The sequence below is a fragment of the Pseudomonas sp. I2 genome, assembly GCF_040984075.1.
GTDB classification, from domain to species: domain Bacteria; phylum Pseudomonadota; class Gammaproteobacteria; order Pseudomonadales; family Pseudomonadaceae; genus Aquipseudomonas; species Aquipseudomonas guariconensis_B.
The window spans coordinates 1-24,638 of sequence record NZ_JBCGFQ010000017.1 but is presented as its reverse complement, the minus strand read 5'-3'; the positions used below and the strand labels follow the sequence as shown (position 1 = coordinate 24,638).

Sequence of the window (24,638 nt, the reverse complement as noted above, 5' to 3'; positions counted from 1 at the left end):
ACCGTTCGCATTCCATGTTTGTAGGCCTTCTGGCATATCACCCCCATATCCCAAGCCTGACACGCATACGGGTTTGGTCGTAGACGGTCAGAAGCTGGTTCGTCACGTTCATACGGCCTTGCCCGGCTCGCACTCCGTTGATCTCGAATTCATTGGTAACGAAGTTGATGCGAATCCCCTGCGAGCCCGCCACATAGTTCGAACTCTTCAACTCGCCAGTGATGATCAAGTTGATGATGTCGGCCTGCTTGATGATCGCGCTGTTCAGGAACGCCTGCCCGTTCTCCAGCGCGAACACCGACTTGGCCACGCCGTTGATCTGGTTCAATACCGCGAACCGGTCAGCCAGGAACAGCACCTGCGACTGCATGCCGCTCGGCGTGTTCTCGATGCCAATCCCCATGCCGGCGCTGTAGTAGCGCCCCTGCGAGTCGACGCCCAGCTTGATGCTGTACATCGCGTTGAGCTTGCCATCGGTCGTTGCCTGGGTTTGGGCAATCGTCTGGATGGAGGCCTCGTTGTCGCCCGTACGGCTGCTCAGCTGGGTGATGGACGTTGACAGGGCTTCGTCAGCCGTGGCACGGGTAGTGGCCTCGGTAATGATCGAGGCTTCGTTGTCGTCGATCCTGGAGTTGGCGTTGGTGATCTGAGTCGTCAGCGCCTCATCTGCCGTCGCTCGCGCAGTGATCTCTGTCACCAGGTCAGCGCTCACACCGTCCAGGTCCGCGCTCAAATGCGTGATCTGGGAGGCGAGCGCCTCGTCCGCGGTGGCCCGCGTGATCATTTCGGTGGACAAGTCAGCGCTGACGCCATCGAGGTTGGCACTGAGGGACGTGATCCGGAGCGCCAGAGCCTCGTCTTCGGAGGCGCGAGCGTAGGCCTCCTCCTGGATCTTCGCATCGATTGCGGGGCCCAGTTCGGTGGCGATGGTGTCGATCCTTTGACTGATCGCCAAGTCCGCCGAGGCGAAGGCGCTGTACGTCGTCCAGGCTGTAGCCTTGACGCCAGAGTCGCCGGCCTTCCAGTCGGTACCACCAGCCATCCTGGGGAACACCTGCGCCTCGACGCCGATGATCCTGGTGGCCATCGCGGCCAGCTCACCGTTGATCTCCTCGACGCTGGTTTCGACGCCATCGATTCGAACCGCCAAGGCCGAAACCATCTCGCCAAGAGAGGCGTAATCGCCCATGTACTCCCAGTACGTGGCATTGGTCACCGGGGTGCCCGCCGGAACGTCCTGCCTGGCTCTGTACAGCTTGCCGTCCAGCTTGACCAGGGAGCCCGCCAGATAGGCTTGATTCGCGTCCCAGTCGGGAGTGCCCGCGATATCGGCAATCTGCGACTGCAGCGAGTCGATCTGGCTCTGGAGCGCCGTGTCACCCTCGGTGATCCGGACATTCACCGAGCCTGGGCCGTTGCCAGAGATCTTCTCGATTTCGGACAGCAGCTCCTGGCCGAGCTCAGTTTCGGTGATCTTGCCGGTGATGTAGTCGAGAATCTCGCTGGCATCGGCGTTCGACTGCCCAAACACCCAGTCAGTCCAAGGGCCAATGTTGCCGCTTCGGTCTACCAGGCGCGCCCGGAAATACCTCACTACCGCTGCGGCCATGCCGCTGTGCAGGTAGGTCGAGGTCGGGTACGCCTGCAGGCCAAGGGCAACCGGGTTCTGGCCGGTAGGCTCGGAGGCCATCTCGATCTCGGTGTACTCGGTATCACCCGCGCCTGCCGGGAAGCCCCAGGTCAGGCGAATACCGAAAATCTCCGGGGAGGTATTCAGGAAAGCAGGCGCCGGCGGCTGTCCTTCCTTCCCTTTCAGCTCCGTCAGCATGGAGTTGCGCCAGATCGACGTGATGTCGAAGGCGCTCACAGCCCGTACCCGAGCCAGGTAAGCCCCGGCGTAGATGCCCACCACGTCAACCGAGGTGGTGCCGACGCGCTGCAGGCGGATCCAGTTGCCGTCGTCCTTGCGCCACTCCACGTCATAGGCCACGGCACCTTCAACCGCAGGCCAGGCGATGGTCATGGTGCTGACCGCAATGCCCTGGGAGATTGCGTATTCCGACGTCAGCGTGACGCTCGCCGGCGGTGCCACGGTGGTGACCGGGATCACGCTGATCGGCCGGCTTTCCAGTTTGGCGCCGGTGTCGATCGCAGCGAACTTGCTGGGGTTGAACTCGAGGGCCGTGATCTCGTACTGCCCTTCCTGGGTGCGCGAAGTCTTCAACACGCGGAACAGCTGGATAGCCAGGTCCTCGTAGTCGATCGCCCACTGCAGCTGCGGCTCAGGCTGGACGCTGTAGGCGGTGGTCACGGTCACCGCACGGCCGTTCACCGATTGGACCGTGCGCGCCTGGGCAGTGCCGTTCGGCAGGTTCAGGATCAAGCGGTCGCCCGCCTTGATCGGCGTGTCGCGGTCCAGGGTCACCACCCGGCCGGCGGCCGCCGAGATCCGGCCACCGTTGGGCCTGCCGGCCACCAGCTCATCAGCCACGGGGATGACATACCCCGGGAGCGGAATGCGCCCCTCCATGCCTGTCCGGAAGGTGACGGTGCGATCCTGGTCGTTGCTCAGCAGCGCCCACTTGCCGCGGCGCTGGGCCTCGGAGGCGCGGGTGCAGCCGATGGCCGAGATCTCGATCGGTCGGTCCCGGTACCGGCGCTGCAGCGCCAGGTCGGTCACCGGGATAACGTCGGTGTCGTAGTTGTTGGCCGGGTTGTCGTAGCTGACCAGGGCCCGGCTGTAGTGGGTGTTGCGCTCGGCACCGCCATACACGAAGTCGCCGTCAATGACGTTCGAGCGCGTGAAGACGTAGTCGATGTCCTGGGCGCGCGGCATGTCGGCCTGCATGAACAGCGAGCCATGCGCCCAATAGACCATGCCCCGGTAGATGGCCGAGAGATCCCGCAGCAGCATCCAGGCCTCGGCCCTGCCCTGCAGGTTCATGTCGCACAGGTAACGCGGCTCCTGGCCGCCCAGGCCATCCGGCACCAGTTGGTCACAGTACTGGGCGATGCGGTACATCTCCCACTTGTCGACCATCCACGACTTGATACGCTTGCCCAGGCCGAAGCGATCCTCGACGCACAGGCCATAGGTCACGAACGCCGGGTTGTTGGTCCAAGCCTGCTTGAAGGTGCCATCCCACACGCCGGTGTAGGTCCGGGTGATCGGGTCGTAGTTGCTCGGCACCGGCCAGCGGCGCGCCTTGCACCGCACCGTGACCTCGGGGATGTTCTGGAACTGCTGGGCGTCGAACTCGATGTACAGCAACGCGGTGTTCGGGTAGCGCAGCTTCTCGTCGATGATCTCGGTGTAGCCCGCAATGGTCATCGTATCGGCGACCGTGCCGCTGTTCTGGTTCGGCGTGATCCGGCGCACGCGGAACATCCAGCCCGAGGTGGCGGTCGGCAGGTCCACGCTGACAGAGCGCTGGTAGCCGTTGGTGGTCTTGCCGTCCACGGCGCCGCGGTGCGCCTCGGCATAAGCCCCACCATCGGTGGCGATATCGACGGCGTATTCGATGCGGTAGCCGTTGGTATTGCCGCTGCTGTCCTGGCTGGCCAGACGCGGCCAGGTGAAACGAAGGCGCAGGCGCGAAAGCTGGATGTTGCTCAGGGCACGGGTGAACGGCGTATCACTGCGCAGCTCGACGTTGACCGTGGTCTCGTTCTCGATCGCCGGGATACCCTTGATGTACTGCTGATCAATGCTGCCTGGGCGCCATTCCCACTTCACGCCCGGGAAGTTCACGTTGCCGCTGGCATCCATGATCGGCGTGTTGTCGAGGTAGATATCGCGATCCGTCGGCGTGCCATCGAATTCGCCCTCGCCAACAGCCAGGAGAATGCTGGCGATGTTGGTGGACTGCAGGGTGTCCGGCGACTCCACCGGCGTCTTTGGCTTGCTGCTGCCGCCTTTCGCGCCAGCAATGCCGAGCTGCTGTGCTGCGCCCATGCTTTCCTCCGGGCATAAAAAAACCGCCCGGAGGCGGCTTGTTCGCTGATGCGTTGCTATTTCTTGTCTTCGGCGCGGATCGACGCAGAGATGACCGCCCCGCCCCATCGGCGCTCACCGATGCAGATCGGGACCGGGTTGCCGCTGGCCGTGGTGTTCTTGGCGCTACCGAAGGCGTAGGACGGCAGGTTTTCCGGGGCGGCGCTCTGGGATAGGCCCTTGGCCTGGGGACTGAGCATCTGGATGACGCCGCCGGCGACCAAACCAATACCCGCTCCAATCAAGGGCGTGCCGAATGGGGTGGCCGACAAGAATACGCCCGCAACGATCATGACGGCCCCCACGATTGTCTGGAGAATGCCGCCCCGCTTACTCCCTCCGAGCACGGGCACAATTCGAATATCGTGACTTCCGCCGCGCTCGAAATCCTCTTGGCCGATGTTCTTACCGTTCCGGAATATAGCGAACCGCATGCCAAGTGAGTCCAGCCTCTTCACCTCATCCTCGAAACCGGGCAGTGTTGCCCGCAACGCTGAGAACACCTCCTTTACGGTACCGCCATCCAGGAGGCGCCGATGGATTCGGCCGAATCGCCGCATAAGTGGGCCAGACAGTTTGATGGTTGCCATTCCAGAGCTTGCGGATGCCGCGATCATGCAGAATCTCCAGGTAATAAAAACCGCCCGAAGGCGGTCTGTCAGTCGTAATTGATGTAGGGCCCAATGTAGACCCCGTTCATGTCACCACTAATCCGGTACACACTCTCCCGGCCGGCTTCCACACGCCCGGCAATTGAGCGAACGGCCATCCCTCCGCAGAGGCCTGAGCCAGATAAGCCGATTCCGAGATTCGGCTGGCCAGGAGGCAAATAAAACGTGGCTCTCTGACCTGGACCGACTTTCGCTGACTTTTTCCCGTCGATGTACACGACAATGTCACAACCCGAGCCTAATGCACCCGAATCACGGACCACAGTCAAAGTCCCGCCACCATCGGCCGGTTTCGACTGGAATGCATAGAGCTCATTTCTAGGCACAGGATCAGCCTGTTGAACAGGAACTGCCGAAGTCGCACACCCCGCCAGCAACGCCAGCCCCACCACCCCGATCAGAATTCGCATGTGATCCCTCCCTTGAAAAGGCGGAATGTATCACTTGGCGTCCCGGTGACGCAGTACCAGGCGTGTCCGGTCGAACCAGGGGCCGCCGAACACGATGATTTCTGATGGCCTGCCGTACAAGTGATGCAGCAGAAATGGGCCAGGGCCGAACACCTGGGCTTGCTCGCCGGGCAGTTGGGCATCGCTTCCCAGGTAAATGCCGGCGTGGTTCGGGTGCGCGGTGCGCCCCACAGCCATGACGATCATGTCGCCGCGCCGGGGCTGGCTGACCTGGTAGAAGCCGGCGGCCTCATAGGCCTGCTCGTAAAGGCTCGGGCCGTCGGCCTGTTCCCACCAGCCGTCCTCTCGGGCGTAGGCCGGGAACTCCAACCCCCGCTCGCGCTGGTACCAGTCCGCACAGACCTGCCAGCAATCCCAGGCACCGTGCACGAATGGGCGCCCAAGTAGCGGCGTCTGGCCAGCGGGCGTAATCGTCCTGAGATCCCCTTCGGGCCAAGACAAAATGTGCCAGGGCAACGCCGTGGCCTCGCACATGGCCAGGTCGCGCGGCGACGGCCGGCTGGTGGCGTCCGGGTGCGAGTGCACGATGCCGATCACTTCGCCCTGATCCTCGGCCGCGGCGTACTGCTCGGGTGAGATCCGGAACTCTTCCGCTGGGTCGCTGGCCGTGTTGTCACACGGGATGTACCGCTGGGTCCGGCCGGCGGCGACGATCAACCCGCAGCACTCGCGCGGGTATTCGGCCGCGGCGTGCTTCTGCACGGCGGCCAGGATGTGTTTACGCATGGTCAGCTCCGCGCGATGAGAGAGACGGCGGGGAACCCACCGAAGGGCAACGGGTTGCCTTCGCCGAAGCGTGGGATGCAGCCGGTACCCAGGCACCCATCGCACTCGTCCAGCTCGGGGTTGTCGGTCAGGTTGCCATCCTTGTCCCGGTATGGCCCGGTGTAGCCACAGTTTGGCCCCCGGTAGCCTCCAGTCATGGCCCAGTGGCACAACTGGGTCATCTGCCGACCAATCGACTCGCCCCCCACGTCGCCAGGGCTGGCCAGCTCCCAGGCCACGGTGGTGCCGTTTTCAGAGACCTTCTGGTCGATGTACCAGACCTCAAGGCTCTCCTCGGTCGGGTCGGCCTCGGGGTTGCCCCCAGGGAAGTTCGCCGCATCGAGGTACTGGCCCAGCGTGTGCCGGATCGTCAGCTTGAACTCGAGCAGGTCATCGAAGGCCAGGCACAGCGCCGTGATCCGCCCGTTGACGTTACCGACCGAGATGGTGGGCCGAACCGCCGTGCCGTCCGAGTTGGCCTCGATGCCCTCGATCTGCATGGGCCAGGCGCCGTATTCATGCCCCTGCCACCAGATGGACTTGGCCGGCAGCTGATCGGCATCAGCGCCAGCGGCAGCCAGTTCCTCCGGAGTATGTGGTATGGCGTGCCCATGGAATCGGAGAACATCGGCGCCGAAGTCGCTGCCGTCCAGCTCGAACAGCATGATCTCAGCGCCAGGCTCCAGCTTCTGGAGCTGTGTGATAAGGCTCATGGGTGATACGCCCGCTCGAAGGTCATTGAAAGAACGCCGATGCCCCCGGGCCTCCACTGCTCACGGAATGTCGAGCAGCGGTACAGACCGAGGACGCCAGCGGGTGTGGTCCACAGGAACGACCGATAGCCACCATGGGCGCGGATGAAGCTCAAGATCGGCTGTAGCTCCTCCTTGAGGCCACCGAAGGTCAGCGAATGGGTCTCGTCCTCAGCGTTCAGACCATCGCCGCTCACCTGGGCATAGCCGTCCCCGAACCGGGACCGGCGAACCCGAAGCGTGCTGTCCGTGCTGACTTCGTCGTCCGGCACCCAGATAAAGGTCTCGATGGCCATCAGCCCCTCCCGTTGCTGTTGCGATAGCTCGTCCCGCCAGGCCGCCAGGAAGCGGCAATAGCCCGCTCGGCCGTCAGTTGCATCTGTTGCTGCAGGTTCTGCTGCAACGCGGCGCTGTCCAGCTGCATCCCTTCAGCACCCCGGTCCTCGACGGTGAAGTACATCGGCGCATCCACCTGCACCACCGTGCCGCCGGCAGGCGATCCACCAACCACTTGCACACCCAGGGAGCCGTCGGAGCCTCGCGCCAGCGGCATGATCGCCTCCGGCCCGGCCTCGCCGGCGATGCCCAGCCTCCCGCCAGCCATGCCGAATGGCGTTGGCTGGTTCAGGATGCTGTTCGACGCAAAGGCGCCACCCTTGGCGAACATCTGCACCCCGCCGCTCCAGGCGCCGCCAAGCGCCTGCGGGAAGTAGGTGTTGGAATAGCCCGCCTGCGATGCGCCAAGGTTTGACGACACCGCTCCCGCCGACCCAGCCTCCAGGCCATTCCCTCCGCCGCCGAAGTAGCTGCCCACTGCGGATACCCCAAGCCCTACCAGGCCGCTGAGCAAGGAGCTCGCAGCCTGTTGGCTGGCGATCCTGGCCATGTCCGCGATAACGCTGGTGGCGAAGTCCTTAAATTTCGCCTTGCCAGTCATGGCGAAATTGGCGATGGCGTTGCTGGCCGTGTTGAAGCCGGCGGTCAACATGTCATCCGTCGCGCCCGCTACATCGGCAGCATCGGCACGGATGTTGTCCCAGGCGCGGCGTGCGCCGTTGCGATAGTCCGCCTGCGCTTGCAGCCGGGCGTCGAAGCCGTCGACCTCCATCTGGATCTCGCGTGCCTGGTAATCGGCCAGGTCGGCAAGACGTTGCTCGTAGGCCGACTGGGTGAGCTTCCGGGAGGCATCCTCCTGCTGCTCCTCCAGCTGGCGGCGCGCCTGGGCGTACTTCTCGCGAACAGCGTTGAGGCGGTCGGCCTGCTCCCGTTCGTTGTCGCCCATACCGACACCGGCGACATCTGCGCTGATTGCGTCCTGCCGCGCCTGCAGCACCACCTCCATGGCCTTGCGGTAAGCCTCGGCGCTATTGCGCCTGATTTCCGCCAGCTTCCGCTCCTCCTCGGTGCGCTTCTGGATGGTGCCGTCGGCATAGGCCGCATTCAGGTTCTTGATGCCGAGCTCCATCTCGGCGGCGGTGATCTTGCCGGCGGCCTGAGCCTTGCGCAGCCCCTTCACACCCTCGGCCAGGTCCTCCAGGCGCTTCTTCTCGGGTAGCGCGCGATCAATGATCGCATCGAGCGCCTTGATTTCATCCTTGAGCGCCTTGGTGCGGTCCTTGCTGCTGTCAGTGGCCGCCTTGCTGGCCTTCTTCTGCGCCTCGATCGCATTCGCCGCCGACAGGATCGCCTGGCGGTCGGTCTCAGTGAGGTCAGCGTTTTCAGCAATGTAGCGATTGGCGATCTTGATCGCGTCGCCATTGTCCTGCAGGCCGGCCAACTGCTTCTGCAACGTGTCCAGGTACGTCTGCCCGGCCGTGCTCATTCCGGCCTTGGCGGCATTATTCGCGTCGGTGGCGACCGTGTTCTCCTGCGTGACACTGGTCAGAACGCGCAGGGTCTCGGCGATCAGGTTCGAACGCTGATCGGCATCGCTGACAGCGCCGGCCTGGGTGATCCACTGCTGCACGGTACCGGCCGGCAGTTGCAGGCGCTCGCCGACCTCTCGCAGGATCGGCGCCAAGTCGGCACCGGACGCGCGGGCCTCGTTCAACCGGTCGATCACCGATTGGTATTCGCGAAGCTGCTTCCCATACTGCCCCCCCGAATCCCGGGCGGGCGCCGTGACGGTTGCGGAACGGATGGACTGAGCCAGATCGCCATAGGCGTCCTTGACCTTGTCCGTCGCGTTGATCTGCTCCTGCTGCCACTTCACCAGCGATGCTTCACGCTGGTCGCGGTTGAGCTTCTGGAACTCCTCGCGCAGCTGGGCAACGGGCTTGTGCAGGTCGTCGAGGCTGACCCCGGCCTGGTCCGCGTTGTCACTCAGCAGCAGGAAGCTGGCCGCGGTGGTGCCGGCCAGCAGCGCGAGCCCCATTGGTCCGCCCAGCGCCGCCAGCAGGCCGCCGGTGGCGGCGCGCGTCAGGTTGGTCTGGGCGATGGCCAGTGCATCGGTGGAAGCCTTGAGGGCTGCCTGCTTGGGGATCAGTTGCGTTTGCACCAGGGACAGGCGCTGCATGCCGGTGGCAGCCGCCACGGATGCCTGAGCCTGCTGCAATTGCGCCTGGGCGTAGATGCGCTGCGCGTCGGCAGCACGCAACGCGGCCTGGGCATTCTGGATCTCTGCGGCCCGCTGGGCGAGCGCAGCCTTCAGCGCCAGGCCGGACTTGGCGACGTAGTTGGTCAGCGCCGCCACGCCAGCGCCACCCATGGCCGCCGCAACCAGGTTGATGTTGTCTGCGACCGCAATCAGCGCGCTGGAAAGCCCAGCGACCGCGCCGGTACGCTCCTCCATGTTGCCCAAGTAGGAGCTGATGGCGTTGCCGATGTTCACCATCGCGTCCTGGACGCTGGTGGACATGTCGGCTGCTGCCTTGCGGTTGACCTCAACGGTGCGCAACAGGCCGGTGTTGATGGCCTCGAGCGACAGCTTGCCCTGGACGCCCAGCTTGCGGATCTCTTCCGCGCTCTTGCCGGTCGCGCTGGCAATCGCATCGACGATGGTCGGCATGGCCGACTGGATCGACACCCAGCCGTCCGCATCGACCTTGCCGGTTTGCAACGCCTTCGAATAGGCATCCAGAGCCGAGCCGGCCTTGTCGGCCGCTGCAGCGTTGGTCACCAGCAGGAAGCTGAAGCTGTCGGTGATGTCGAGCGTCTGCTGGGTGTTGAAGCCCAGACTGCGCATCACGTCGGCCGTACGGATGTACAGCTCCTGAGCCTCGGCCAGGGGCCGGTAGGTCTCCTGCGCGGTTTGCAGCAGGCGCTCCTGCACCACTTGGTACTCGCCAGCGCTACCAGCGGCGGCCTTCATCCGGTCGGCCATCTGCCCGTAGGCATCGACCTGCTTGATGATGCCGCCGATCAGGCCGGCACCGGCAACAGCCGCGAAGGCGCCGCGGATAAGCGCCCCGGCCTGTTGAGCCGCACCGCCGGCGCTGTCAAAGGCGGAGTCGACTTGAGCCAGGTTGCGGTCGATCGACTGGGTGGTGCGCGCGACCACCTGGTCCGCACTGGCCAGCTCGCGGCGCAACTGCTGCGTGGTGGCCTCGATCTGGACCAGCATGCCCTGGACTTGTTGGTCGGCCATGTGAAACTCCAAGCACAAATAAGCCGCCCCAAGGCGGCGGTCTGCCTACTATTCGCGTCGGCCTCGCAGGAAGGCCTTCAGGCGATCCGCCACGCTTCCGCGCTTCTGCGGTGCAGCCTGCGGCTTCGCCTTACCGACGTTCATCCAATCCAGGCGGGCGTCGAGGGCGAGCATGATCTGCGGTATCGGGGTGCGCCATGCGGTGTCAGGCGGCCAGCCAAGCCAGCCGGTGGCCACGCCGAACAGGTAGTCGACGTAGCTGCCATTCCTCACGGCGCTGTGCTGACCGCCTCGGGCTTTCCCCGGCCGGCCACGCTCGGCGGCACCGGGTTCAGCAGGAAGGTGATGTACTCCGTCAGCTTGCCCGACACCTTGGCCACGCCGGTCTGGAAGACCTCATTGGCGACCGTGGGGTGTTGCTCGCCTGGCAGCCCGGCGCCGGCGACGATAATGTCGGCGCAAGCACCGATCGCCATCAGGCGCATGGCATCCAGTGCGGCGCGCAGGCCGCCGAACCGGGCTTCGATCAGCAAGGCCGCCTCGAGGGTCGGCTTCAAGGTGTAGCTGCGCGCACCGACCACCAGGGTAACGGTGCCATGCAATGCTTCGCTCATGGGGGTTCTCGCAGTAGGTGACGGGGCTCAGCCCCGTCTATCACGGGGTGGCCGGGCCGGCAGGAATCTCGATGATGTCGGTGTTGATGGCCAGGGTCATGTTGCGGCGCACGACGTTGTCGGCAGAGCCGGCCGCCACGGTGTTGTTCATCACCTTCACGCCGAAGTAGAAGGTGGTGGGCAGGATGGCCGGGGATGCATCCGGGTCGCCATCGTTGAGGGTGACCTTGATGTTGTAGTTGCCCTTGGTGCGGTCCTTGTGCGCAGCTGCCACGGCCTTCTGGCCGAGGTCGCCATTGTCCAGACCAACCGTCAGGGTCATGTTGCCGGCGTCGGCGGTGCCCTTGTACTTGCGCACCCGGCCATCACTCAGCGCGGTGAAGTTCACCGGGTTGAAGGTATCGCCGAACTCGCCCAAGTCCTCGATCTCGCCGACATCGACGTAGGTGTCGGCCTCATACTCGGTTTCGGTGTCCGCGCCGGTCTTGCCGCCGATGGCGAGGCGGCAGCCGGCGGCTGTGTTGAGGTTGTCTTCGGCCATGGGGGTTCCTCCAAAGGCTCATTGGATAAAAGCCGCGGCGCGGCCGGTGTTGGATTCAGTGGGTGGTGATCACGCGAACGGTGATCGAGCCCTGATAGGTGACGCCGTCAGCATCGCGCTGGGCGTCGGCTTGTTCGACACGGACGGACACGGCGCGCCCGACCGCCAGCGGCAGCCGCCGCTCGTCCAGGGCGGCGATGATCTCGCCGTTGATGCGCTTTACCTCGGCCTGACCGATGGCATCGGACCAGACCGACAGGTAGATCAGCCGCGTCTCGCGCTTGCGCCCAGCGATGGGGCTGGCGTTCGTCGAAACCTCGCGGTCAATCGACACGTAGGGCATATCAGCATTCATCGGGGCGCCGTCGTAAATCGGACAACTGACTTCAGCCTCAAGCCTGGCGAAGATCGCCTCTTGCAGCGCCAGCGACGGATCAGCCATTGCCTACCCCCTGGCTCGCCTTGCGCAGCGTCAGACGGATCGCCGCCTCGATATCGGCCATCACGTATTCCCTGTTCACGTCTATCGACGGTCTCAGCCACGGGTGAGCGGGCCTGGCTGGGATATCCGGGTATTTGCCGAAGAAGTGCTGCCCATCGGACTTGTTCTTAGTGTCACGCTGGCGAAGCGCATTCCGACGCCCGCGCAGCTGTGACTTGTCGCGGTTGTTGGTGTGCACCCCACCGACGGCATTGCGGTCGGCTCGCTGGTACATGGTGCCGGAGTAGCCCTTGGTGCCGTACTCGATGAAGCGCAAGTAGAAGAATCGGCGGTTGTCGCGCTTTCCCCGGATTCCGACTTGAGCATCCAGACCGCTGGGCGAGACATAGACCTTCAGAGCTGCCGCAGCTGCTCCGGTGTCTTTCGGGATCAGCTGCTGCTGGGTGGCCAAGATTCTGCCCGCCGCCTTCTCCATGGCAGGCTTCAGTTCGTTGTCCATGGTCTTGTTGATGTTGCGGAGCGTCCGGCGCAGCCGGATATCGCCCCGGATGCTCGAGCGGCGGGCCATGGCTCACTCCTTGGCCTGGGAGGCCTTCGCTGGCTTCGCAACAGATTCATCGACCTTGACGGCGTAGCCACGGGCGATCAGCCCCTCGGCATACGCCTTCTCCACCTCGAACACCTCGCCCTTCTCGCGCTCGCCGGAGGCACCGGAGAGCACGCCTAGGGCCTGGATCTTCATCTTCATGGTTCACCTCATGGGTTGGGGACCGATGAGCACAACAGCCTCATCATGGTCCTGTCGTTGTCGAGCAGTACGGCCTCGACCTGGTAGGTCACGCCGCGCTCGGTGAGTCGCCATTCAACTGCGATGTCCGTCCGCGGGCGGATGCGGATCTCGGCGGTGATCGTCGCCTTCAGTTGCTCGGCAACTGGAGCGACACGGCCGGTCGGCATGGTGATTTCCGCCCAGACCTTGCCGGCACCGACCCACGTCTTGGTCGCGCCGCCAGAGGCATTGCGGGTCAGCTCAGGGCGGGATGCGTCGCAGCGATGACGCAGGGGGCCGGCTTTCATCAGAAGCGCTTCCTGTACCAGAGCAGCCTTTCGACTGCGAGCGGCATGGCCGTGGCAATCGTGCCAACGGCCACAGCCTCGCGGTTGGCGTACCAGTGCCCGACCAACAGCAGGATGGCCTGCTCAACGTCGCGGGTCAGACCCATCTCGTCAGGCTCGACCGGCTCGGCGTCAACGAGCTTGCGGTCGCAGTGCTGCTCGACGTGGGCCTTGGCCGCCTCGATGTAGCCGCCAATCAAGGCGTCCTCTTCATCACCGTCGACCCTCAGGTGCAGCTTCACGGTGGCCAGGTCGAACATTTACTTGGCCTCTTTGGAAGCCGTCGGCTTGGTTTCCTTGGGCTTGGCCACCTTCGGCTTGCCGTCGTCACCCACCTCTACGGCCAGGCCCTTGCCGATCAGGGTATGGGCGTACTCGTCATCAGCATCGTCAAACACCGCACCGGCCTTGACCTGGTTCGAGTCAGCGCGCAACAGCGCACCATTGCCGACGAAGCCCCACAGAATCTTGATCTTCATGCTGCCTCCAGGAGCGAAAAGGCCGGCGGGGTGCCGGCCTTCGTTGGGGTTGGGTTACCCGGCAACCGGGAACCGGCCTTTGACCAGCGCCTCCTTGCGGCGCACGCCGAGGCCCAGGCGTTCTTCGACCAGCAGCGCGCGCTCGTTCTTGATGAACTGATCGTTGATCAGGCCCATCTTGAACAAGAACGACATGCGGTCGAACAGCGTGGTGGAGCGCGCAAAGTTCGCAGTCAGGAACTCGCCGCCGTTCTCCGCATCGCCTTCGTCCATGCTGTCGGAGGTGATCACCGGGCGGCCCCACAGGATCGGCGTGACCAGGCCCTGCAGGTTGGCGAACAGGTAGCGGTTCTCGCCATCCTTCTGCAGCTCGATGTTCATCCAGTCGAGCTCGGTCATCACCACGCCATCGGCGGACATCTTCGATTGCTTGCGCACCTGGTAGATGGAGCGGCGCACCAGGTCAATCGACGTGTCGCCAGCCTTGCTCAGGCCAGTGTCGTAGGCGGTAGCCTGGGTCATCAGGCCGTTCAGGTTCTCGCCGGTACCGTCGCCTTTGAGGATTTGCGCCTCCTCTTCGAGCTTGAGGTCGTAGCGCAGCAGCTGTTGCAGGTAGGCGAACAGCTGCGGCACGTCGTCCAGCGCTTCGTCGGTGACCGGCATCCAGACCGCAATCTTCTTGACGCGGTCGGTCTCGGTGGTGAAGGTCACGTTGCTGGTCGGCTTGAGGCCGCCCTCTGCCACCGGCGCCGCGCCACGGGTGTGCACGTTCTCGCGGAAGTAGGTGTAGCTCTGGCCGGAAACGGGGATCGCGGTCAGAAGGTCGCGAATGCGCAGTTCCTGGCGGATACCCGGCTGAATGACCGGATCGTAGTTCGGCACGACGATGCCGGCGCTGGTGACCTTCATTTCCTTCATGCTGGCCATGTCGGACTTGGTCACTTCGAGCTGGGCCAGGGAGGCGTTCTTCTGGCTCAGCGCCTTGTAAGTGTCGTCACCCTTGATCAGATCGATGAAGCTCTTGCCCTCACCAGGCTGGCCGCGCAGCTTGACGCCTTTCTGCTCGAGGTCGACGACCTGATCGATGACCTTCTGCAGCTCGCCCTTCTGGTCTTCGATCTGCTTTTTCAGGTCGGCGGTGACCTGATTGCCTTTTTGCACCTCATCCATGGCTGCGTCGTACTTTTCCTGCAGCCCTTCGAAGCCGTTCTTCAGTTGCAGCTCGATGGAATCCTTCAGTTCTTTAACTTCGCTCATGGCGATACTCCAAAATATTGGGTGAACAAGTTGGGAAGTTCTTTCAGCTCATCCACGATCGCCGTGGCCTCGCTCCCGCCGTCACGGCGTAGCGCGGTGTAGCCGAGCGAAGCGACCGCAGCCGCTTCCTTCTGCGAGAGGCCCATGCGTTCGCGCAGGGCCTTCTCGAAAAGCCTGATGTCCGACTTGACGCTGAGGACTTGGGCCTCGGGATTCATGCCGAACGGAACGAAGGAGGCCTCCCATAGCTCCGCCTCCTTGATGACGCGCACGCGGCGGCCGGCGCGCTCCTCGAAATCTGCCTTGATGGTGTTGAACCCGATCGACATGCTGTCGAGGATGTCGGCCTTCATCAGTTCGTAGGCGTCGCGGGCATAGCTGACGTTGAGGTTGACCTGGCCCTTCAGCAGGAGGCCGTGGTCGTCCTGGGTGTAGTCAGCAGCACCTACCAGGCGGGTCAGATCGTGATACAGGGCCAGCTTCAGCTGGCCTTTCCGGGTGGCCTTCACCCGGGTGAAGGCCCCTGGCACGATCACGTCGTCGCCCAGGTCCACGTTGTTGAATACCGCGGCGTAGCCCTCAAAATTGCCGGCTTCGTCAACGGCCTTGAGTTCGAACGGGCATTCAAGGTTCGCCATTTTTTTGCATCTCCCACCGGGTGACCCGGGCGTAGTCGCCGCCCAGCGGCGGGTAGTTTTCCTTTTCGCGCACCTCGTCGATCGACAGCCATCCGGAACCGCCCGATCCGCCCAGTGCGGCCTGGAAGTAGGCTGCCCGGCCAGCACTGTCGGCGCGCAGAAGGCCCTCGACAACGAACTCCACGAAGCGGTCGCCAGAGCCGAACAGCTTGTTGTTGAACTCGTCTTCGACGGTGTCGATGTAGGGCTTGAGGCCGAAGGTGATGAAGCCTGTCAGTTGCTGCTCCAAGTTGGAGCCCATGATCGAGGTCTTGCCGGCGCGGTTGGCCAGCCACAGCGGAACGCCGTAGATGCCCGCCAGGGCCTCCTCCTGGAACTGCTGCGACTCGATGAACTGGGCGTCCTTCTGGCTGATGCCGGCAGGAACGATCTTGGGGTTGCCCTGCAGGATCGCCATCTTGCCGATGTCGTCGGCATCGGCCTTGCGCACATCGGGAAACTTCTCCATGACTTGGGCCTGCTGCGCCTTGGTCAGGAACTGCTCATAGATGACATAGCCGCCGGTAAAGCCACCCTTGCGCATGAAGCGGGCCGACCACTGCTGACCAGCCTTGGCCAGGCCCATGGTCTCGGCCTGGTGCTCGATCGGCGACAGCCCGACAATGCCGTCCAAGCTGAACAGCTTGAAGTGCAGCATGTGCTCTGGGGACACCGGGAACGGGTCCCCTTCCTTGGGGGTGACCAGGTAGATCAGCTCCTCGTCGGTGTCGATCTTTACGGTCCTGCCATCCAGCGGCACCAGGCCGATCGGATCGCCATGGACGTTGCGCTCGATCAGGGCGAACGCATTGCCGCGCAACGCCATGTTCACGACCACGAACTTGAGGAAGTTCAACATGGTCATGTACGGATTTGGCTTGCGCAGCAGCTTGAGCATCCGGTCATTACCGGTGATCAACGCCCGACCGCCCTGCTTGTCCTCGTACAGCTTCAGCGGCAAGCCGCTCAGTGACTCGGAAAGGATCTTGATGCAGGACCAGACCATGCTGATGGACAAGGCCGTTTTGGCGGAGATCCGAACACCCGCCTTGGTGCGCTTGCCGCCAACCTCCAGGTCAACCTCGACATAGTCGCCCGTGGTCGGGTCGGTGTAGCCGAAGAAGCCCCAGGTCATGGGGTTGTACCATTTGAATGCCATGGTCAGCCTACTAGTCCAAAGAAGCCGTTGTTGAGGTAGTCGTCCATGCCGCCGCGCGCCTCTGGGTTGAGGGACATCAGCGAAACGGCGTTGAAGGTGGCCATGAGTGGGTCAATCTTCGCGGTACCGGACGCCTGCTTGGTGATCAAGAAAGCGTTGGCCGATGGCACGCCCTTGGCGTTACCGCAGGCCCAGGCCATCAGTGGCTGTCCGCAGTGCAGCAATGTGCCCTCGGCAAGCCGACGCTCGGTGGTCTTGATCGCGCCGGTGAGTTTCCAGCCCTGCGAGATGCCAACGATCTGCTCCTCGTCGATGCCGACATCCGCCAGCGCATCCAGAACCGCGCCGATGCCGGCCGGGTCGAGGCCGACCTTGTCCAACAGACCGGCCTCATTGATCCGGGCCACGATGGCGGCCAGCTGATCAACGTCGTCGCCGATCTTGTCGACGATGGTGAGGTCGCCAGTTGCCTGCAGGTCGAGCAAGCGCGGCGCCTCGGACTTGCGGCGCTCCAACACGGACGGGTGGGCCCAGGCATGCGCCCAGTGCAGCCAGGTGCGCGATTCACGAACCCGACCGATGACCGACAGGCCCAGCAAGTCATCCAGGCCGCCGCCGTCACCGCCGACGACGATGACCTCACATTGCTCGAGCAGATCATCCAAGGTCATGCCGGGCTTGGCCTGGGGCTCCCAGAACGCGGCACCGACCCAACTGTCGGACATCAGGGCCAGGCCGATCTCGATATTGAGGTGCTTGGCCAGGAAGCCACGCATCTCCGCCTCGCCGTCGATTTCCGCCTGCATGTGCAGGCGTTCGAGCGTTGGACGGTCTACCGAGTAGCCAATGTTCGGGTTTACCAGGTGGAAGTTTTCGGGCTTCCGGGCCTCACCGCTGTCGATCATCTCCTTCGAGAACTCGTAGATGATCGGCAGGAAGCGGTTGTCGTCGATGCGGCCGTCACGCACACCGCGGGCATAGGTCAGCTTCGACTTGAACACGCCGGCCGGAGGCTCGTTCGACTGAGTCGTCAGCCAGATGATGAAGCCCTCCGGCCTGGACAACAGGCCGCCGGTGGCTTCACGGATCATGTCCGCAGCCTTGGGGTTCTTGCCGAACAACCAGGCCTCATCGATCAGAACGCCGACCGCCTTCTTGCCGCCGACCACGTCGCTATCAGCCGCCACGACCTTGAGCGTTGCCCCCGTTTCGCGGTGGGTGATCAACCTCAAGTGCGGCTGCACATGCAGCAAGGCCTTCAGCTCCTCATCGTTGTTGACCATGTCCTTGGCCGGGATGAACGAGTTGTCCGCGATCTCCTTGGTCGGCGCGAGGATGATGAACTCGGCCGAGAGGCGCCAGTTGCGGATCAGCGCCGTCAGCATGATCCCAGCCGCAATGGTCGATTTACTGTTCTTCTTCGGGATGCAGAGCATCACCTCCCGAATCAGCCGCTCGCCAGTCTCACTGTTGTAGCTGCCGAACACGGCACCGGCGAACGCCAGCACCCACGGTGCGCAGGAAGCCTCTATGGTCGGGCTTCCCGGCGCATCGACGATCTTCAGCCCCTTGAAGACCTCAAGGCTGGCCTCCGCTTCCTCGGGGAACAGCGGCGGCGGGATGATCGATTCGCCGGCAGCCAGACGCCGCCACCAGTCCGGGCAGGCAGTTGCCCATTGCATGAGTTACCCCTTCACGACAGAGAGCGGCGGTTTGCCCTGGGCGTACCGCCCTTTGCCTGCCTGCTTGGCGGCTTCGGCCTTCTGCTCTTTCTTGCCCTGATCGGCGACCTTCCCGTGCACGTAGGGCATGAGGGTCTTGGCCGCTTCCAGGCGCATGCGCAGGTCGGCACCGTCTGCGTTCATCAGCTCGGTGAGGAACACGCGGGGGTCGTCCGTCGTCGCGAAAGTGACCTCGCTGCTCACCTCTGGCGCCGCTGGGTCATCTTTAACTTTTCGACCTGGTTTAACTTTGGTGCTGGACTCGGCTTTTTCGTGAAGCCGACGCCCGACCTCGGCCAGGACATCGGCGTCCTTGGCCAGCTTGGAGCCCGCTTGTGACGCGGTCTTCTCCGAATACCCGGCAGCGATCGCCGCCTCGCGGTTCGTGGCTCCCGACAGCAAAGCGTCAACAAACCGCCGCTTCTTGTCGGTTAAAGCCATCGTTAACTTTTCCTGAAACGGGAAAAAATGTGCGCGTGGGGTCGGTGGCGGTCTAGCTACGGCGGAATCCCAATATTTTTGGTCCCCCCCTCCACATGACCCAATTTTTCGATCTAGAGCCTTCGCCGTGCTTTTTTTCTTAGAAAAATAAGATTTTTATAGCGCTATAAGATCCCAGCAGCCTCTTCAGCCTGCTTCACCGAGTCATGGCAGGGCTTGCACAGCGACTGCCAGTTGTCCTGGTCCCAGAACAGATCCTTGTCGCCGCGATGCGGCACGATGTGGTCGACAATGAACGCAGCAGTGGTTCGCCCTTGCCGAGCGCAGTAGACACACAGTGGGTTGTCTCGCAGGTACTGCTCCCGCGCCTTCTGCCACCGGTAGTCGTAGCCTCGCTGGGAGCTGGTCATGCCGCTCCGCCAGCTGCCTGGGGTCACCACCTTAACCCGTGAGCCTGCGCTCTCCTTGATGCGAGAGCCGAGCGTCTTGAGCCGGGCCATCAGCCCTTGGCCTCGTTGATCTGGCGAACCACATCATCGGCACGCTCTCGCACTTCCAGCACTTGGCCATCGAACGTACGGACGATGGCGCAGGTGCCGTGCCACTGGGAACTGGCGCCTGCCTCTTGCACATGGGCAATCGCATCCGGGGCCAGGTAGTGCTTGAGGTGGTTGGTATCGGTCAGCGTGATCATGTGGTCACCCTTGCGCCTTGCGAGACAGGAAAAGGTCGGAGTAGCTGCGCAGCTTCTCCACACCCATGAACCCAACGGCGCCGCCGGCGAAGGTGGCCATGCCCTGTGGCAAGCCCATCCATTCGAGCAGCGGCACCAGGGCCAGCGTGATGAGTCCGCACAAGGCGCCCTCGAGGAGCATTTGCCGCCGAGTGCCGCCTCCATACACCACCCGAAGGACGGCGATTGCGACGGACAGCCCGGCGGCGTACAGCTGTGGCTGGTGAGCAATTACCCAGGCCAGCACGGCGGCCCAAAGGCCAGGATCTTTCTCAGGCATATGGGCCATCTCGATTCCTCCCGTTACGGGGAGCGGAAATGAAAAAGCCCCAGCATGTGCCGGGGCTTGGGATTGGGCAGAAACAAAAAAGCCCGACCTGTGACGATCGGGCTTTGCTCTCGCGGACCTACCGCAAAGTAACACGAAATCTATAGGGCAGGACCGGGGATGTCAAGCGGCTTCTCGGCGAGCATCCAATGCGCCGTCCACCCAAGCAATCCCAGCTTTCCACAGCTGGCGGGTCTTCTCCTGCCCGAAGCCAAGCTTCTTGCCCACCTGCTCCAAGCTGGCGTCGAAGGACGTGTAATACTTGATGATCACCTCGCCGCACTCTGGGTAGCGGTTCTTGAGGCGACCAACCAGGCGGTCGATCATCAGCGCCTCGTCATCGGTGATCATCGGCGTAACCAGCGTGTTCTCCCGCGACGCACAGCAGGACACACCAGACCCCAACACCACCCAGCGCCCCCAATGGTTCAGCAAGTCCTCTGCCGTTCTCTCTACCTTGTTCATGCCCTTCCCCTTAGTCCCCGGTGTAATTCGTGCCGCCGGCGCCCAGCCGGTTGCCTTCCTGATACAGCGCCTCCGGGCCAGTCGCCCGCGGCTTCTTCAATTGCTCGATCTGCCGGTTCGCGGCCCGCAGCCTCATGCTGAGTTGGGTCACCAGCTCATCCAGGGCCAGGGCCTCGCCAGTTGCGGCTGCCACCCAGCCCGAGGCGTTGCAGTGGTCGCACGGCAGTTCGTGAAACACCCCCTGAATGACCGCTCTCCCACGGCACACAGGGCACTGAGCCAGCTCGATCACCGCCTTCTTGAAGGCTGGGCCGTGGCTCTTTTTCATGCGTTGGAATCCTCGCCTATGGTTGTTTCCTGAATCAGCGCGCAACCCTTGTGCGGCGCGGCCTGCGGTCCGTTACCCGAATCGGCGTTTCTACCCTCCTTCCACCCATGGATGCGGGCAAAGCCCTTGCTGTCGAGAAACGCATGCCACTGCTCCAGGGCGGCACGCTTGCGCTGCTCGACGGTGGTCTGGATGTAGGCCTGGACGTTGTGGCCCATGGCGTGGTTGATCAGCAGCTCGCCGATCAGGAAGTCGATGCCCTGCTCGGCCCAGCAGCCCCGCGCCAGCTTGCGCAGGTCATGGCTGGTCCACTGGCCCTTGCCCAGGCGGGTGAAGGCGGTCGAGGCCTGCTTCTCGCTGAGGCACTTGCCGCCCTTGGCCGGGAACAGGTACTGACCGCTGTAGCCACGGGCCTGCTGCTCGGCGCGGTACCAACTGAGCAAGGCGCACACCTGCGCGGTCAGCGGCAGCGAATGCGCGGCACGGGTCTTGGTGTGCTCGGCCGGCAAGTACCAGGTACGGGTCGCCAGGGTGACGTGCGGCCACTGCGCCCGACGGGTCTCCCCGACCCGGTTGCCATGGCACAGCATCAGCAGGGCCAGCATGGCGTCGGCGGGCCGGTCGTGGATGGCCTCGGCCAGGTCGTCGAGCAGCTGCTTGATCTGCGTTTCCCGCAGGCGCGCGGCCTTGGCCTTGATCTTGGTCCGGGAGAAGTCGCTGAACCTGATCCCGGCCATGGGGTTGTGGGCGATCAGGCCCAGGCCGTGGGCCTTCTTGAAGGCGTCGGCCAGCAGGCCAAACACCAGGCGCACGAACTCGAGCGACAGCTGCTCCTGCAGCGGCCACACCAGCTCGCGGTCCAGCGTACTGCGGCTCACCTCGGCAATGGCCAGGCCGCCCAGGCGCGGTATCAGGTGGCGGGTGATCGCCGACTTGGCTGTCGCCTTGCGCTTGGCCGACAGGCTGCGGTTGCGCGCCAAGCGGTCGGCGAACCAGGCCAGCAGCTCGCCCACCTGCTCCCAGCCCGACACCGCCGCGGCGCCCTCGGCGGCCAGGCGCTGGCGGATCTCCGGCAACGCGGCCAACACCACCTTGGCGGACTGGTCCGGGTAGGCGCCGATCCGGTGCCAGCGCTTGCGCACCACCAGGTACCAGCTGCCGCGCGGGCGTGCCTCAGTGAAGCGAAAGCGCAGGCCCGGGTAACGCGGATCACGCAGCAGTACAGCGGACAGGTCATCGCTGCGGCGGCGCAGCTCGGCGTCGGAGAACGCGACCACCCGCGTCATGCCGCCACCGTCGCCGGCAACAGCAGGTAGGCGCGCAGTTGCTCCATCGCGTCGAAGTGCCCGCGACACACGATGGCCAGGTAGCCCTGCTCGTTGAGGCGGCGCAGGTAGTCGCGCTGGCTCGGCGACACGGCGGCCGGCTCGACGGTCGCCTTGAACTCGATATACAGGCCGAAGTAACCACCGCGGGCCATCGGCAGCACCAGGTCGGGAATGCCGGCCTTCACCCCTTGGGCCTTGAGCTTGGCGTCCACGGCCTTCAGGCGATGACCACCGTTGGGGACGTGGTAGATCAGCGCGTAGGCCTCTGGGAAGCGCAGTTCGATCTCCCGCATCAGCGCAGCCTGCTCCTGGCCCTCGCGGTCGATCGGCTTGGCGCGTGAGGGATTGACGGAGAAAGCCTTCATAGGCGCTTCCTCGCATCACGTTCTACCTGCTCGCGGCGAGCGCGAAAACGACGCCGGGCATCGTCGTAATAGGCCTGCCGACGGCGGTCTGCCGCTCGAATCGCCAGGCATGCGACCAGTAAAAGCGCGATCGGCGCGCAGGCCTTTAGAATTTCGATAGTCATGCGACCAACACCCCTTCGCTGATCAGTTGCGCCTGGGTGCGCATGACGCCCTCGGCGTGGTACTGCCGGGCCGTGTCGCGATCAACGACGCGGCTTCGACCGTCGCAGGCATCGTGGCAGGCGCTGCAGGCCCAAGCACCCTGCAGGTCGTTCGGCTTGATACCCACGCCACAGGTACCGGCCATGCGGTAGTGGGCCAGGACGGTGGTTTCGGGATTGCCGTTGCACACCCCTGGAATGCGCACCTGGCAGTCGCGGCCACGGGCGGCCTTGGTCAGTTTGGATTGGCGCATGGATCGCCTCCTTGCAGGTCGATGACGGTGAAGGCGCCGGGCCACATCCGGGCGCCGTGCGCCTGGGCCACGGTCTCCTCGCGGTACAACGCCACGGGCTCCCGTGCGCCAAAGGAAAGGTCGAGCAGGTCGCTGCGGCAGTAGAGCGCGTAGCGGTACTCAGCTGGGTTTGGGGTGAGCAGCGTGCTCATACAGCGATCTCCTTTCGGCGATAGCGGTCCGACAGCGGACGGTCGCTGGCGGGCTGCGCCTTCACGGGTGGCTGCCAGCTGGCGGACAGGTTCTCGAAGCGGTTGTACTGGCCCAGGAAGGCAGCGCGGACGGTGCCGGTCTCGATGTCGCGGCCCTTGCCAACGATGATCTCGGCTACGCCCTTGTATTCGCTGTTTTCGTGGTAGACCTCGTCGCGGTATACGAACAGGATCACGTCGGCGTCCTGCTCGATGGCACCCGATTCGCGCAGGTCGGACGGCACCGGGCGCTTGTTCGGACGCTCCTCGCACTTGCGGGAAAGCTGGCTCAGCAGCACGACCGGAATGCCCAGCTCGCGGGCCAGCAGCTTGCAACCGCGGCTGATGCTGCTGACTTCCTCGGTGCGGTTGCCGCCCTCGCCATCCATCAACTGCAGGTAGTCGATCACCAGCAGGTCCAGGCCGTAACGCATCTTGTGACGGCGGGCCAGGGAGCGGATGCGCCCCACGGTGCCGCCCGAGCGGTCAGCGATGAACAGGTTGGCCTGCTGCACATTTCGTGCGCCGAGGCCAAGCTCGGTCGAGTGGGACTGGCACGCGGAGCCGTTCTTGATCAGATTGAGCGGGACTCGCCCTTCCGAAGCCACAGCGCGGTCGATCAGCTGGCTTTGGCTCATCTCCAGGCTGACCACTAGGGCCGATTTCTTCTGGCGCACCGCAGCATCGAGGGCAAACCCCATGGCCAGGGTTGTTTTGCCCATGCCTGGGCGACCGGCGACGATGATCAACTGCTCCGGCTGGAGGCCGCCCAGCTTCGCATCCAGGTCAGCCAGGCCCGTGGACAGGCCAATCAAGGTCTCGCCTCGGCAATGGCGATCATGCCGCTCCTGCCAAACCTCCACCTGGTCCGCCATCAGGTCAGCAGCCTTCACCACCTCATCGGCATCACTGCCCGAATCGATAGCCATGGCGGCGGCCTGCACCGCGGCGATCTTGTCTTGGATATCGCCGCTGCCCTGGACAATCTCCAGGGTCTTGTCACTCAGGTCGTACAGGGCGCGCTCAATGGCCCGCTCCCGAACGATGCCCGCGTAGGTGCCGGCGTTGGCCACGCTGGGCGTGTTGGCGACCAGGGCAGCGCAGTGACCCAGCGCCTTGTCGCCGTTGTCGAGAACGCCGATGTGATCCGCAACGGTCAGAAAGTCCACAGCCTTGCCAGCAGCACGCAGCGCCATGATTCCGCGGAACACCTCGGCGTTCTCGGCGAAGTAGAACGACTCCGGCGACAGGTCGTCGGACAGGGTGTCGATCAGCTCCGGGCGCTGGAGCATGGCACCCAGCAGGCCGTGCTCGGCCTCGGCGTTGTAGGGCTCACGCATGGTAGTTACCCTCCACCACCTTGACGAAGTTGGACGGGGAGATCAGCCAGTCGAAGGTGCAACGGAATGGTTTCGCGCCATTCCGGCCGTCGATCTTGCCCATCAGGAAATCGCTGTTCTTGACCGTGGTGAAGAAGTCCCGCCAGAACTCCAGATCCTGGTGAACCGGGCTCTCCTCCCAGCGCGCTTTGATCTTGCTCGTGCGGTCCTTGTTGATCAGGACCACGCTCGGCAGTTCTGGCAGCAGCTCGTTGAACAGACCGACGATCCCATCCACCGGAACTCGTTTCGAACATTCGCGCATGCCCGTGGAGTCTCCTGACGGTTCCTTGATGGTTCCTTTACGGTTCTGGGGGCACGAGGTGCCGGGGTGGGGGGC

32 protein-coding genes and 1 pseudogene are annotated in these 24,638 nt (G+C 63.9%); all 33 read right to left on the bottom strand.

The genetic code is table 11. The annotated features are described in order from the left end of the window. Nucleotides 1-37: 37 nt before the first annotated feature. Complete coding sequence (locus WCE05_RS10790) at nucleotides 38-3,955, bottom strand: phage tail protein (protein WP_368815899.1); 3,918 nt, start codon at nucleotides 3,953-3,955, stop codon at nucleotides 38-40. A 56-nt stretch (nucleotides 3,956-4,011) separates the two neighbouring features. Beyond that, on the bottom strand, nucleotides 4,012-4,608 hold the full coding sequence (locus WCE05_RS10785; protein ID WP_368815929.1) for a tail assembly protein: 597 nt from the start codon (nucleotides 4,606-4,608) through the stop codon (nucleotides 4,012-4,014). Between the two features lie 44 nt (nucleotides 4,609-4,652). Beyond that, nucleotides 4,653-5,075 (bottom strand): hypothetical protein, encoded by a 423-nt coding sequence (locus tag WCE05_RS10780; RefSeq protein ID WP_368815898.1) that lies wholly within the window; start codon nucleotides 5,073-5,075, stop codon nucleotides 4,653-4,655. A gap of 30 nt (nucleotides 5,076-5,105) precedes the next feature. After that, complete coding sequence (locus WCE05_RS10775) at nucleotides 5,106-5,861, bottom strand: C40 family peptidase (RefSeq protein ID WP_368815897.1); 756 nt, start codon at nucleotides 5,859-5,861, stop codon at nucleotides 5,106-5,108. A gap of 2 nt (nucleotides 5,862-5,863) precedes the next feature. Beyond that, nucleotides 5,864-6,613, bottom strand: a complete 750-nt coding sequence (locus WCE05_RS10770; RefSeq protein ID WP_368815896.1) for a phage minor tail protein L — start codon at nucleotides 6,611-6,613, stop codon at nucleotides 5,864-5,866. Continuing rightward, on the bottom strand, nucleotides 6,610-6,948 hold the full coding sequence (locus WCE05_RS10765; protein ID WP_368815895.1) for a phage tail protein: 339 nt from the start codon (nucleotides 6,946-6,948) through the stop codon (nucleotides 6,610-6,612). Before WCE05_RS10765 ends, WCE05_RS10770 begins: the two co-directional genes overlap by 4 nt. Next, a complete protein-coding gene (locus WCE05_RS10760) occupies nucleotides 6,948-10,238 on the bottom strand; it encodes a phage tail tape measure protein (protein WP_368815894.1) in 3,291 nt (1,096 codons plus the stop codon). Before WCE05_RS10760 ends, WCE05_RS10765 begins: the two co-directional genes overlap by 1 nt. Nucleotides 10,239-10,286: 48 nt before the next feature. Beyond that, nucleotides 10,287-10,511 (bottom strand): hypothetical protein, encoded by a 225-nt coding sequence (locus tag WCE05_RS10755; RefSeq protein ID WP_368815893.1) that lies wholly within the window; start codon nucleotides 10,509-10,511, stop codon nucleotides 10,287-10,289. Beyond that, nucleotides 10,508-10,852 carry a hypothetical protein gene (locus tag WCE05_RS10750; protein ID WP_253168278.1) on the bottom strand — a complete coding sequence of 115 codons (345 nt, stop codon included), beginning with the start codon at nucleotides 10,850-10,852 and terminating at the stop codon, nucleotides 10,508-10,510. The genes WCE05_RS10755 and WCE05_RS10750 overlap by 4 nt, the downstream gene beginning before the upstream one ends. 40 nt (nucleotides 10,853-10,892) lie before the next feature. Continuing rightward, nucleotides 10,893-11,393: a phage tail protein gene (locus WCE05_RS10745; RefSeq protein ID WP_253168277.1), complete on the bottom strand. Its 501-nt coding sequence runs from the start codon at nucleotides 11,391-11,393 to the stop codon at nucleotides 10,893-10,895. Nucleotides 11,394-11,448: 55 nt separating this feature from the next. Continuing rightward, nucleotides 11,449-11,835 carry a DUF3168 domain-containing protein gene (locus WCE05_RS10740; protein ID WP_368815892.1) on the bottom strand — a complete coding sequence of 129 codons (387 nt, stop codon included), beginning with the start codon at nucleotides 11,833-11,835 and terminating at the stop codon, nucleotides 11,449-11,451. Further along, nucleotides 11,828-12,403 (bottom strand): HK97 gp10 family phage protein, encoded by a 576-nt coding sequence (locus WCE05_RS10735; RefSeq protein ID WP_368815891.1) that lies wholly within the window; start codon nucleotides 12,401-12,403, stop codon nucleotides 11,828-11,830. Before WCE05_RS10735 ends, WCE05_RS10740 begins: the two co-directional genes overlap by 8 nt. A gap of 3 nt (nucleotides 12,404-12,406) precedes the next feature. Further along, on the bottom strand, nucleotides 12,407-12,583 hold the full coding sequence (locus WCE05_RS10730) for a hypothetical protein (RefSeq protein ID WP_368815931.1): 177 nt from the start codon (nucleotides 12,581-12,583) through the stop codon (nucleotides 12,407-12,409). An 8-nt stretch (nucleotides 12,584-12,591) separates the two neighbouring features. After that, the gene (locus tag WCE05_RS10725; protein WP_368815890.1) at nucleotides 12,592-12,912 is read right to left on the bottom strand and encodes a phage head closure protein; all 321 of its coding nucleotides are present in this window, start codon (nucleotides 12,910-12,912) and stop codon (nucleotides 12,592-12,594) included. Then, nucleotides 12,912-13,211 carry a head-tail connector protein gene (locus tag WCE05_RS10720; RefSeq protein WP_368815889.1) on the bottom strand — a complete coding sequence of 100 codons (300 nt, stop codon included), beginning with the start codon at nucleotides 13,209-13,211 and terminating at the stop codon, nucleotides 12,912-12,914. Before WCE05_RS10720 ends, WCE05_RS10725 begins: the two co-directional genes overlap by 1 nt. Further along, complete coding sequence (locus tag WCE05_RS10715) at nucleotides 13,212-13,430, bottom strand: hypothetical protein (RefSeq protein WP_368815888.1); 219 nt, start codon at nucleotides 13,428-13,430, stop codon at nucleotides 13,212-13,214. A 54-nt stretch (nucleotides 13,431-13,484) separates the two neighbouring features. After that, the gene (locus tag WCE05_RS10710) at nucleotides 13,485-14,687 is read right to left on the bottom strand and encodes a phage major capsid protein (RefSeq protein WP_368815887.1); all 1,203 of its coding nucleotides are present in this window, start codon (nucleotides 14,685-14,687) and stop codon (nucleotides 13,485-13,487) included. Then, nucleotides 14,684-15,325 (bottom strand): HK97 family phage prohead protease, encoded by a 642-nt coding sequence (locus WCE05_RS10705; RefSeq protein WP_368815886.1) that lies wholly within the window; start codon nucleotides 15,323-15,325, stop codon nucleotides 14,684-14,686. Before WCE05_RS10705 ends, WCE05_RS10710 begins: the two co-directional genes overlap by 4 nt. Then, complete coding sequence (locus WCE05_RS10700; RefSeq protein ID WP_368815885.1) at nucleotides 15,312-16,523, bottom strand: phage portal protein; 1,212 nt, start codon at nucleotides 16,521-16,523, stop codon at nucleotides 15,312-15,314. The genes WCE05_RS10705 and WCE05_RS10700 overlap by 14 nt, the downstream gene beginning before the upstream one ends. A 2-nt stretch (nucleotides 16,524-16,525) precedes the next feature. Beyond that, on the bottom strand, nucleotides 16,526-18,205 hold the full coding sequence (locus WCE05_RS10695) for a terminase large subunit (protein WP_368815884.1): 1,680 nt from the start codon (nucleotides 18,203-18,205) through the stop codon (nucleotides 16,526-16,528). Between the two features lie 3 nt (nucleotides 18,206-18,208). Next, entirely contained in the window at nucleotides 18,209-18,685 is a 477-nt protein-coding gene (locus tag WCE05_RS10690; protein ID WP_368815883.1) for a terminase small subunit, read from the bottom strand. A gap of 164 nt (nucleotides 18,686-18,849) precedes the next feature. Further along, entirely contained in the window at nucleotides 18,850-19,185 is a 336-nt protein-coding gene (locus WCE05_RS10685; RefSeq protein WP_368815882.1) for an HNH endonuclease, read from the bottom strand. Then, the gene (locus WCE05_RS10680) at nucleotides 19,185-19,379 is read right to left on the bottom strand and encodes a hypothetical protein (protein ID WP_368815881.1); all 195 of its coding nucleotides are present in this window, start codon (nucleotides 19,377-19,379) and stop codon (nucleotides 19,185-19,187) included. Before WCE05_RS10680 ends, WCE05_RS10685 begins: the two co-directional genes overlap by 1 nt. Before the next feature lie 4 nt (nucleotides 19,380-19,383). Next, nucleotides 19,384-19,707 (bottom strand): phage holin, lambda family, encoded by a 324-nt coding sequence (locus WCE05_RS10675; protein WP_368815880.1) that lies wholly within the window; start codon nucleotides 19,705-19,707, stop codon nucleotides 19,384-19,386. 162 nt (nucleotides 19,708-19,869) lie between these two features. Then, nucleotides 19,870-20,211 (bottom strand): antiterminator Q family protein, encoded by a 342-nt coding sequence (locus WCE05_RS10670; protein WP_368815879.1) that lies wholly within the window; start codon nucleotides 20,209-20,211, stop codon nucleotides 19,870-19,872. Between the two features lie 10 nt (nucleotides 20,212-20,221). Beyond that, nucleotides 20,222-20,539, bottom strand: a complete 318-nt coding sequence (locus tag WCE05_RS10665) for a hypothetical protein (protein WP_368815878.1) — start codon at nucleotides 20,537-20,539, stop codon at nucleotides 20,222-20,224. Beyond that, nucleotides 20,536-21,825: a tyrosine-type recombinase/integrase gene (locus WCE05_RS10660; protein ID WP_368815877.1), complete on the bottom strand. Its 1,290-nt coding sequence runs from the start codon at nucleotides 21,823-21,825 to the stop codon at nucleotides 20,536-20,538. Before WCE05_RS10660 ends, WCE05_RS10665 begins: the two co-directional genes overlap by 4 nt. Then, entirely contained in the window at nucleotides 21,822-22,232 is a 411-nt protein-coding gene (locus tag WCE05_RS10655) for a VRR-NUC domain-containing protein (RefSeq protein WP_368815876.1), read from the bottom strand. The genes WCE05_RS10660 and WCE05_RS10655 overlap by 4 nt, the downstream gene beginning before the upstream one ends. Further along, a complete protein-coding gene (locus WCE05_RS10650; protein ID WP_368815875.1) occupies nucleotides 22,229-22,396 on the bottom strand; it encodes a hypothetical protein in 168 nt (55 codons plus the stop codon). Before WCE05_RS10650 ends, WCE05_RS10655 begins: the two co-directional genes overlap by 4 nt. After that, nucleotides 22,393-22,689: a DUF1364 domain-containing protein gene (locus WCE05_RS10645; RefSeq protein ID WP_368815874.1), complete on the bottom strand. Its 297-nt coding sequence runs from the start codon at nucleotides 22,687-22,689 to the stop codon at nucleotides 22,393-22,395. Before WCE05_RS10645 ends, WCE05_RS10650 begins: the two co-directional genes overlap by 4 nt. Further along, nucleotides 22,671-22,880, bottom strand: a complete 210-nt coding sequence (locus WCE05_RS10640; RefSeq protein ID WP_368815873.1) for a hypothetical protein — start codon at nucleotides 22,878-22,880, stop codon at nucleotides 22,671-22,673. Before WCE05_RS10640 ends, WCE05_RS10645 begins: the two co-directional genes overlap by 19 nt. Further along, nucleotides 22,877-24,259: a replicative DNA helicase gene (gene dnaB / locus WCE05_RS10635; protein WP_368815872.1), complete on the bottom strand. Its 1,383-nt coding sequence runs from the start codon at nucleotides 24,257-24,259 to the stop codon at nucleotides 22,877-22,879. The genes WCE05_RS10640 and dnaB overlap by 4 nt, the downstream gene beginning before the upstream one ends. Beyond that, nucleotides 24,252-24,638 (bottom strand): annotated as a pseudogene (locus WCE05_RS10630) (helix-turn-helix domain-containing protein); the annotation flags it as partial. The pseudogene WCE05_RS10630 and the gene dnaB, both read right to left, overlap by 8 nt.